This is a genomic window from Synechococcus sp. H55.9 (genome assembly GCF_047462355.1).
In the GTDB taxonomy this organism is placed as follows: Bacteria; Cyanobacteriota; Cyanobacteriia; order Thermostichales; family Thermostichaceae; genus Thermostichus.
This window is the reverse complement of record NZ_JANSJB010000007.1, coordinates 42781-52447: the sequence shown is the minus strand read 5'-3', so window position 1 is coordinate 52447 and position 9667 is coordinate 42781. Positions and strand designations below refer to the sequence as shown.

Genomic DNA, 9667 nt, shown 5'->3' with positions numbered 1-9667 from the left:
TTCCAGACTGGGTTTAGGTTGGCTAGGAGGGCCCTGTGGAGTAGCTTTGATGTCCACGATCTTTGATCTCCACGCCGCTGTCCTGGCCGACTATCGCGATTTTGTCCGCTCGTTTTTTCTGGTTGCCGACCCACGGGCGCAAGCCTTTGTAGACCAAGCGCTAGAAGAAGGGATCCACCTCTGGCCAGAGCCGCTTGTCCAGCTCAGCCCCTCTTACAAGGACGGCTCAACCGTTGACGAGTTGGCTGCAGCCGGACGGATTGCCCAAGAAACAGCCCACATCTTCCGCTTTGAGGATGGCAGGCCCTTTCGCCTCTACCGCCACCAGGAGGAGGCCATCACCAAGGCCCTAGCCGGAGAAAGTTTCGTGGTAACCAGTGGCACCGGCTCCGGCAAGAGCCTCTGCTACTTCCTGCCTATCCTCGACAACTGGATCCGCCACAAGGGATCCGAGCACCAGGTGACGGCCCTGGTGGTCTATCCCATGAATGCCCTGGTGAACTCCCAATACCAGTCTTTGCAAGACCTGCGCGAACGCTACGAGCGCCGCTATGGTCGCCCTTTCCCCCTGCGCTTTGCCAAATACACCGGGGAAACTGCCGAAAGCGATCGGGAAGAGCTGCGGCGGAAGCCGCCCCAGATTCTGCTTACCAACTACATGATGGCGGAGCTGCTGTTGGTTCGCCCTGAGGATCAGCGCTTCTTAAGTCCTGGTGGACTGCGCTTTTTGGTCTTTGACGAGCTACACACCTACCGCGGTCGACAGGGGGCGGATGTGGCCATGCTGGTGCGACGCCTCAAGGAGCGCTGCGCCGCCCAAAACCTTGTCCACATCGGCACCAGCGCCACCATGATCTCCCGGCCAGAAGCCACCGCCCAGGAGCGCCGCCAGATTGTGGCCGACTTTGCCAGCCGCTTCTTTGGCTATCCCTTCAGAGCGGAGCACGTTATCGAGGAAACCCTGGATCCCTTTAGTGAGGGTGACTCTCCTAGTGCAGCGGAGCTAAAAAGCGCCCTCGACTCTCCCCCTCCCGCCGACCTGGCCACCCTGCGCCGCCACCCCCTGACGCGCTGGCTGGAGTACGAACTGGGCCTGGAGCCCACGCCCGATGGCGGCTTCAGGCGCCGCCTGCCCAGGGAGCTTTCTGAGGTCGCCGCCCAACTGGCCAAGCAGGTTGACAGGGATCCCCAGTTCTGCGCTGAGTCTCTGCGCCAGTTCCTCGCCCACGCCAGCAACCTCAAAGACGGCAACAGGGGGGTGGCCTTCAAGTTGCACCAATTTATCTCCCAGGGCCGCACCCTCTACGCCACTCTGGAGAGCCGGGAAAAGCGGCAATTTTCCCTGGAGGGGCAGATGCAGGCCGGTGAGGGCAAGCTCTTTTTCCCTGTCAAGTTCTGCCGCCAGTGCGGGCAGGACTACTACCATGTCCTCAAGTCCGGGGATCGCTTTGTGCCCTATCCCCTCGGGGAAGAGGTGGAGGAAAGCGAAGAGCAGCAAGCTGGCTACCTGAGTCTGGATCCCCTGGAGGGGGAGTGGTCGCAGGAACAGATCCCGGAAGATTGGTACACCCCTGAAGGCCGGCTCAAGCCCCATTGGAGAAGGCGCGTCCCCCAAGCGGTCTGGGTCCGCCCGGACGGCTCCTTTTCCGAGGTGCCCCAGGCAGGAACCCAGAAGCTGTGGTGGCAGCCCCAGCCCTTTTCTCTCTGCCTAGCTTGCGGCGAGTACTACAGTGGACGGGAGCGGGAGTTTGCCAAGCTGGCTTCCCTTTCTAGCGAAGGCCGCTCCAGCGCCACCACCATTCTGGCCACTTCTCTGCTGCGCCATGCTGCTCAAACGGGGGCAGCCCAGGACAAGCTGCTTACCTTTACCGACAACCGCCAGGATGCCTCCCTGCAGGCCGGCCACTTCAACGACTTTGTCCACGTGGCCCTCTTGCGGGCCTCGCTCTACGCTGCCCTTCTTAAAAAGCAAGAGCTGGGCTTTGCAGAAGTGGCCCCAGAGGTGGTGCAGGCTGCCGGCCTCACCCTTGCCGCCATTGCCCAAAACCCCTTGCTGGATCCCCAGTCGCCGGCTGCCCAAGAGGTCTGGCGGACTTTTACGGAGCTAACCGAATACCGCCTCTACGAGGATCTGCGGCGCGGCTGGCGGGTTACCCACCCCAACCTGGAACAGGTGGGCTTGTTGAAAATTGAATACCGCGGCCTCAAGGAGCTTTGCCAGAGCTCGGCCCTGGCCCCCCTCAATCCCTGGTTTGTCCAGGCCAGCGTCGAGGAGCGGGAACGCCTGCTGCGGGCTCTGCTGGATCAGTTTCGGCGCAAACTGGCCATCGATGTGCCTGTGCTCAGAACCGAGTTCCAGAGAAACTTGCGCCGACGCGCCGAGCAACACCTCAACGAGTTTTGGGGCCTAGAAGAGTACGACGAGCTGCGGACGGCTACCTGCTTTGTCCGCCAAAGCCGCAACGGACAAGACGGGACAACTTTCAGCCTAGGCCCCCGCAGCGCCATCGGACGCTTTCTTGCCAAGCGCCTTGAGCTAACCCGGGAAACCTACGACCAGCTTTTGGGATCCCTGCTTTCTCTTCTAGTCAGCTACGACCTGCTGCGGCGGGAGAATGGCCAGGAAGCCTACCAGCTCAACGCTGGCTGTCTGCGCTGGTGCCTGGGCGATGGCTCGCCGCCGCCTGCGGATCCCTTGTACTCCCGCCGCGCTCAGCAGGAGGGCTACGCTTCCGCCCCTCGCCCCGTCAATCTCTTCTTCCAGCGCCTGTATCGGAGCGGGGCAGCAGGGCTGGGATCCCTGGAGGCCAGAGAGCACACGGCCCAGGTGGTTCGAGCGGGAGAGCGGGAGTGGCGAGAAAAGCGCTTTCGCGGGGAAGACCAAGCTCGCCGCCTTCCCTACTTGGTCTGCTCGCCAACCCTGGAGCTGGGGGTCGATATTGCCGATTTGGATCTGGTGCATCTGCGCAACGTGCCGCCCACTCCGGCCAACTACGCCCAGCGCAGCGGTCGGGCAGGTCGCCAGGGGCAGGCGGGGCTAATCCTCAGCTACTGCGGCGCCTTCAACAGCCACGACCAGTACTACTTCCGCCGCCGCGCCGAGATGGTGGCCGGTCGTGTCCGCCCTCCCCGCCTGGACTTAACCAACGAGGCGCTACTGCGGGCTCACATCCACGCCGTTTGGCTGGCCCAGGTACGCCTGCCCCTGGGTAACTCCATGGAAAGAGTTCTCGATTTGGATCGCGAGGGGCTGCCCCTGCGGGAAGAGGTGGCTGCCCAAATCCAGCTAGGGGAAGCGGCCCGGCAAGAGGTGATGGAGCGGGTGGAGGCGCTCTTGGCCGCCGATCGAGAGGTTCTGGATCAGAGCGGCTGGTTTAGCCGCCGCTGGCTCCAGCAGGTCATCGAAGAGGCGCCCCAGGCTTTTGACCGAGCTTTCGACCGCTGGCGAGAACTCTATCGGGCTGCCACCCAGCAGTTGGAAGCCGCTAACCGCCAGCTCCAGACGACTCGCGAAAAGAAAGACCAGCAGGAAGCCGAGCGCCGCCAGCGGGAAGCCCTGCGCCAGCGGAATCTGCTGCTCCAAATCGACACCCAGCGGGAGGAAAGCGACTTCTACCCCTACCGCTACTTGGCCAGCGAAGGCTTCCTGCCCGGCTACAACTTTCCGGCCTTGCCCGTGCGGGCCTGGGTGCCCCGCGGCGGCGAGGGGGAGTTCATCGCCCGGCCCCGCTTTTTGGCCATCCGCGAGTTTGCTCCCCACAACTTCCTCTACCACGAAGGCTGCCAGTGGGAAGCGGTGGCGTTCCAGGCGCCGCCCGGCGGTCTGGAGGAGCGCAAAAGTAGCCACAAGCTCTGTTTTAGCTGTGGGGCCTTTGCGGATCCCTACCTAGATCGCTGTCCGGTCTGCGGCACCCCGTTCGATGGGCAAAATAGCCTCTTGACCCAGCTTCTGGAAATGCCCAATGTGCGCATGCGGCGACGGGATCGCATCACGGCTGACGAAGAGGAGCGGCGGCGACAAGGCTACGAGCTGCAGACCTTCTTCCAGTTTGCTTCCGAAAGCTCTGGCTACCGCGTCCAAGAAGCTGATGTGCTGAGCGGACAAACCCCCCTGCTGCAGTTGCGCTATGCCCCGGCGGCCACCCTGCTGCGCATCAACCACGGCTGGCGGGGAAGTGGAGGGCGGGGGTTCTCGGTCAACTTTGAAAATGGGGAAGTCCCCTCGCGAGCTCAGCTTGAGCGGAGCAGGGCGGGCTTGTCCAACCGAGCCTCCTTGCAGTCCATCCGCCTGGCGGTGCGCAGTACCCACAACCTGCTACTGGTGCGCCTGGCGCAGCCCGGTTTAGGGGATCCCCAACCTTTAGAAACCAGCCTGCGCTACGCCCTCAAGCGGGGGATCGAAGAGGCCTTTGAGCTAGAAGAGACGGAGCTGGCCGCCGAGTCCATTGGCCAGGGATCCCATCGGGCCCTGCTGTTTTACGAGACGGCAGAAGGGGGAGCCGGCGTCCTGCAGCGGTTGGTGGAGGAGCCAGAGGCCATGGCGGAGGTGGCGCGAGCAGCCCTGGAGATCTGCCACTTCCAGCTCTCAGAAGCCGGGATCCAAGACCTGCGGCCTGAGTGCCGCGCCGCCTGCTACGAGTGCCTGCTCAGCTACGCCAACCAACGGGAGGCGCTGCAGCTGGACCGCCACCAGATCCGGGATCTTCTGGGAGAGCTGGCCCACAGCCGCACCGAGCTGCGTCCCCTGGGCCGCTCCCGCCAAGAGCAGCTGGAGTGGCTGCGCCAGCTCATCGACCCTCGCTCGCACCTGGAGCGCCGCTTTCTGGAGTTGCTGGCCGAAGAAGGCTACCGCCTTCCCGACGACGCCCAGAAGGCCATCCCTGATCCCCGCTGCGTGGTCGACTTCTTCTACGAGCCCAACGTCTGTGTTTTTTGCGATGGCGCAGTGCATGACGAGCCCGACCAGGCTGCCCAGGATCGCCAAGTGCGCTCCCAGCTTTTGGGACAAGGCTACCGGGTAATTGCCCTGCGCTACGACCAAGACCTGCAGGAGCAACTGGCCCGCTACCCAGAGGTGTTTGGCAAGGGCAACTAATCCTGCTGGTGGGAAAACAGGTAGGCACCCACCAGGGCCAGAAGGGTTGCCAACCCCGCCAGCACCGCCACTGTGTACCAGGGGAACTGGGCAGGGGGCTGGTAGGCGGCTGCCCGCATGCCGATGCTGGCGTAGGAAAGGGGCAGGCAATAGACCAGCACCTGTAGGTAGCCTGGCAACTGGCTGGGATCAAAAAAAGTGGCCCCCAGAAAGGACATGGGCGTAATCAAAAAGTTGGTGAGCACGCCCACACTCTCCAAGCTGGGCACCTTTAAGCCGGCGATTACCCCGATGCCGGCAAAGACAGCGCAATCCAAAAGCAGCACCAACAGCGCCAGGGGATGGAGGAGGCCCCAGGCTCCTGTCCCCAGCACCCCCACCGCCAACACTCCCAAGGCCGTGAGCAGGCCGCGGGCAATGCCCGCCAACACCTTGCCCAAATGCAGCGCCAGCGGATGCACCGGCAAGAGCAGCAGCTCCTCAAAGCTCTTGGTAAACAGCCGCGATCCACAAATGGAGAAAGTAGTGCCGGCAAAGCTAATCGTCATGGCCGAAAGAGCCACCATCCCCGGCAAAATAAAGCGTAAATAGGAACCTGCCGCCGTCGATCCGCCTACGTCAGCCAGGGCCTCGGCCCGCAGGGATCCGCCCAGCCCCACCCCAAAAGCAACGATGTAGATGAGGGGGGCCACCAGCCCCGAAGCCACCACCTGCCAGACCCGCCCGCGCAGATCCAGCCAGTCGCGCCAGAAGATGGTTAAACTGTCTTCCCAGATTTGCCGATAGGGCATCACCATAGGTTTTCCTCGCTCTTTACGGGTTTGGGGCTTGCCCACTGGGATCCGCAGTGGGAAACGGCTTGCTGTCACTACTAATAGCCGTAGTAGTTGGAGCGCCACCAGGCCACCGGCAGCGCCAGCGCCTTGCTCAGGGTGGACACATAGGCCCGAGTGCGAAACACCTGGTAGTGGTTGCGCTCGATGGCGTTGAGGATCTGCCGGTAGAGCATCAAAGAAGCGGCCACCGGCCAGCGGGAGTCCGGCTGCAGGGTAGGGATCCCTCGTTCCGCTTGGGCATAGAGCTCTCGAGCTCGCCGGATCTCGTAGTCCATCAGGGCCATCCAGCGCTCGTCGATGACATAGTTAAACAAATCCCGCTCTGAGTAGTTGAAGCGGCGCAAGTCCTCCAGAGGCAAATAGATCCGCCCGCGGCGGGCATCTTCCCCCACATCGCGCAAGATGTTGGTCAGTTGCATGGCGATCCCCAGGGCCACCGCCTCCTCGCGGCCATCCCGACCCGGCACAAACCCCATGATCTCCGAGCACATCAGCCCCACCACCCCGGCCACCCGGTAGCAGTAAACCCGCAGGTCTTCCCAGGTGGCGTAGCGCCGGGTGTCCAGATCCATGCTTTGCCCCCGCAGCATCTCGCGGAAGGGCTCAATCGAGAGGCGGTAGGTGTGGATGGTGTGGATCAAGGCCAGGTCGGTGGGGGCTTGCGGCTCCCCCCCCTGGAACAAGGACTCCAGATGGGATCCCCACTGCTCCAGCTTGCTGCGGGTGACTTCCACCGCCGTCTGGCTGGCCTCCAGCCCATCCAGCAACTCATCGGTCTGCCGCAGCCAAGCATAGATGGCCCAGATGGCCCGCCGCTTGGGTCGAGGCAAGAGCAGGGATCCCAAATAAAACGTCTTGGCGTGCTTGGCCGTGATCTGGCGGCAGAGGGCAAAAGATTGCTCCAGCGGACTCATCGGGCTCATCTCCAGGGGCGCGGGGCCAGATGGGGACAGCGAGGGCACATCTCAACACTACGGGAAAGCGGACAGGCTGGATAGCCCCGACAGTCAGGTTGCTCCAAATGAGGCGATCAAACCCCTGCGGTTGCCAACCTTGAGAGCGCAGCCGCCGGGGATGGGCTCCCCTTGCTGATGGCCTCGGCTGCCCACTTGCCGGAGAGGATGGCCCCCTCCATGCTGCCCAGGAAGGGTTGCAGGGTGTAGCTGCCCGCCAAGAAAAAGTTGGGGATGGGGGTGACCTGAGTGGGACGGTATTGCTGCCGGCCCGGTGTGGCCTTATAGACCGAGCGCGGCGTTTTCACCACCACCCATTTGCGCACCCGCGCCGGGTTGGGGCCGGTGAGGTGCTGGGGAAAGAGTTTTTGGAGCTCCTCCAGCGTGGCGGCGAAGATCTCCTCGTCGCTGCGGTCGATCCACTCGGCAGCCGGGGCCAGCACCAGCTCCAGCATCGAGCGCTGTGGATCCGCATAGCCGCGGCAGGTGTTGCTCATGTCGGCATACACGCTCAAGAGCGGCGAGCGGGAAAACAGCGAGTGGTCGATGTGGGTGAGCTTGCGGTCAAACCAAATCTGCAGGCTGATCACCGGCACCCCTTCCAGCTCGCGCAGTTGCTGAAAATAGGGCAGTTCCCACCACCGGGCCGGCAGCAGCTCTTTGAGTGCATCCACCGAAAGGGCTGAGACGTAGGCGTCGGCGGTGACCTGAAGCGGCCCGGCAGGGGTGAGAAAGCGAAAGCCCGCTACACTGCCGTCGGGGTTGAGGTCGATGGCCTGCAGCGCCGCATTCAAATGCACCTGGCCGCCGCGGGCTACGATGGAGTCCACCATCGGCTGGCAAAGCCGCTCCGGCGGGGCGCCATCCAGGTAGGCGATCTTCGAGCCGTCCTTTTGGCGCAAAAAGCGGTTCAGGGCCGTCAGGGGCACCATGGCCGAGATCTCGTCCGGGTTGATGAACGCCAACGCCTTGGAGACGGCGATAAAAATATCCGTGTTGACCCGCTCATCGATGCCCTGCCGGCGCAGCCATTCTAAGAGGCTGTAGCGATCCATCTGCTCCACGTAGCGCTGGCCCCGCACCATGGCCGGCACTAGGCCCAGGGCAAATTTCACCTTTTCGCTCCAGGTGAGCATGTCGTTGTTGCGCAGGATGCCGACAATGGCGTTGAAGGGAGCGGGAATGTCCGGCAGGTCAAAGCGGGAGTAGGTGCCCGGCTTGTCCGGCTGGTTGAAGATCAAACTGTGTTCCTTCCACTGCAGGCGATCGGAGATACCCAGCTCCTGGAACAGTTGCAAGGTGTTGGGGTAGGCGCCGAAAAAGTTGTGCAAACCCGTCTCAATCCAGTCCCCGTCGGCATCCTTCCAGGCGGCCACCAGCCCCCCCAGCACATCCCGCCGCTCAAACAGCAGCGGCTGATGCCCGGCATCACACAGATACTTGGCACAGGCCAGCCCCGCCAGCCCCCCTCCAGCAATGGCAACACGCATGATGATGACAATGAGCAACATTATTTATTCTATTTGCAAACCGTTACAATCGCTCCAGCCACCGGCGGTGGGGAGAGAACCCGGAGAGCACTTGTTTCCCGCCGGGATCCGATCCCTGGTAGGATACGGAAGAAAAAGTAAAAAAGCGATTCTCTTGGTTCCAGGGGGAGGGACGACGATGGCCAAACAAACACTGGGATCCCTGCTGTCATCGGGCTTTGATCTGACCGGCAAGCGTGTGCTGGTGCGCGCCGATTTCAACGTCCCTCTGGATCCCCAGGGCAACATTACCGACGACACCCGCATCCGCGCCTCGCTGCCCACCATCCAAGCTCTGGCCCAGGCGGGGGCCAAGGTCATCCTCACCAGCCACCTGGGCCGCCCCATCAAAAAAGACAAAGAGACCGGCGCCCTCCAGATCACCCGCGAGGGCAATAGCCTCGCCCCTGTGGCCACCCGTCTTTCCCAGCTCTTGGGCCAGCCGGTGGCCTTTGCGCCCGACTGCATTGGCCCTGAGGCGGAAGCCGTGGTCAGCCGCCTGGAAAACGGACAGGTGGCCCTCTTGGAAAACGTTCGCTTTTACCCGGAAGAGGAAGCCAACGACCCGGAGTTTGCTCGCAAGCTGGCCTCCCTGGCTGATCTATTCGTCAACGATGCCTTTGGCAGCGCCCACCGCGCCCACGCCTCCACCGCCGGCGTCACCGCCTACCTCCAGCCTGCCGTGGCCGGCTACCTGGTGGAAAAGGAGCTGCAGTTTCTCTCCGGCGCCATCGAGAACCCCCAGCGACCTCTGGCGGCCATCATCGGCGGCTCCAAAGTCTCTACTAAGATTGGCGTCATTGAGCGGCTGCTGGAAAAAGTGGACAAGCTCCTGCTGGGCGGCGGCATGATCTTCACCTTCTACCAAGCCCAAGGGATCCCAACCGGCAAGTCTTTGGTGGAAACTGACAAGCTGGAGCTGGCCCGCTCTCTGATGGAGAAGGCCAAAGCGCGGGGCGTAGAGCTGCTGCTGCCGGTGGATGTGGTGGTGGCCGATAAGTTTGACAAAGACGCCAACGCCCAGACGGTTTCCATCCACGCCATTCCCGACGACTGGATGGGCTTGGACATCGGCCCCGAATCGGTCAAAGCCTTCCAGGCTGCCCTGCAGGGGTGCCAAACCGTAGTCTGGAACGGGCCGATGGGCGTATTTGAATTCGACCGCTTTGCCGCGGGCACAGAAGCCATTGCCCGCACCCTGGCCGACCTCACCCAGGCCGGGGCCATCACCATCATTGGCGGCGGCGACTCGGT

Annotated in this window: 5 protein-coding genes; 2 read left to right on the top strand and 3 right to left on the bottom strand. The window is 62.9% G+C overall.

Translation table 11 applies throughout. From position 1 onward, the window contains the following. The first annotated feature begins 49 nt into the window (after window positions 1-49). Window positions 50-5095, top strand: coding sequence for a DEAD/DEAH box helicase (locus tag NW857_RS02040; protein ID WP_414367821.1), 5046 nt, complete (start codon window positions 50-52; stop codon window positions 5093-5095). Here NW857_RS02040 and NW857_RS02035 read toward each other — a convergent pair. From NW857_RS02035 to pds, 3 genes are all read right to left on the bottom strand, one after another. Then, window positions 5092-5892, bottom strand: coding sequence for an ABC transporter permease (locus NW857_RS02035; protein ID WP_414334894.1), 801 nt, complete (start codon window positions 5890-5892; stop codon window positions 5092-5094). The two genes, NW857_RS02040 and NW857_RS02035, sit on opposite strands and share 4 nt — an antisense overlap. 74 nt (window positions 5893-5966) lie before the next feature. Continuing rightward, complete coding sequence (locus NW857_RS02030; RefSeq protein WP_414334895.1) at window positions 5967-6845, bottom strand: phytoene synthase; 879 nt, start codon at window positions 6843-6845, stop codon at window positions 5967-5969. Between the two features lie 116 nt (window positions 6846-6961). Then, a complete protein-coding gene (gene pds, locus NW857_RS02025) occupies window positions 6962-8374 on the bottom strand; it encodes a 15-cis-phytoene desaturase (RefSeq protein WP_414367822.1) in 1413 nt (470 codons plus the stop codon). 178 nt (window positions 8375-8552) lie between these two features. Here pds and NW857_RS02020 point away from each other — a divergent pair. Next, window positions 8553-9667 (top strand): phosphoglycerate kinase (locus tag NW857_RS02020; protein ID WP_414367819.1); only part of this gene is annotated, 1115 nt, incomplete at its 3' end.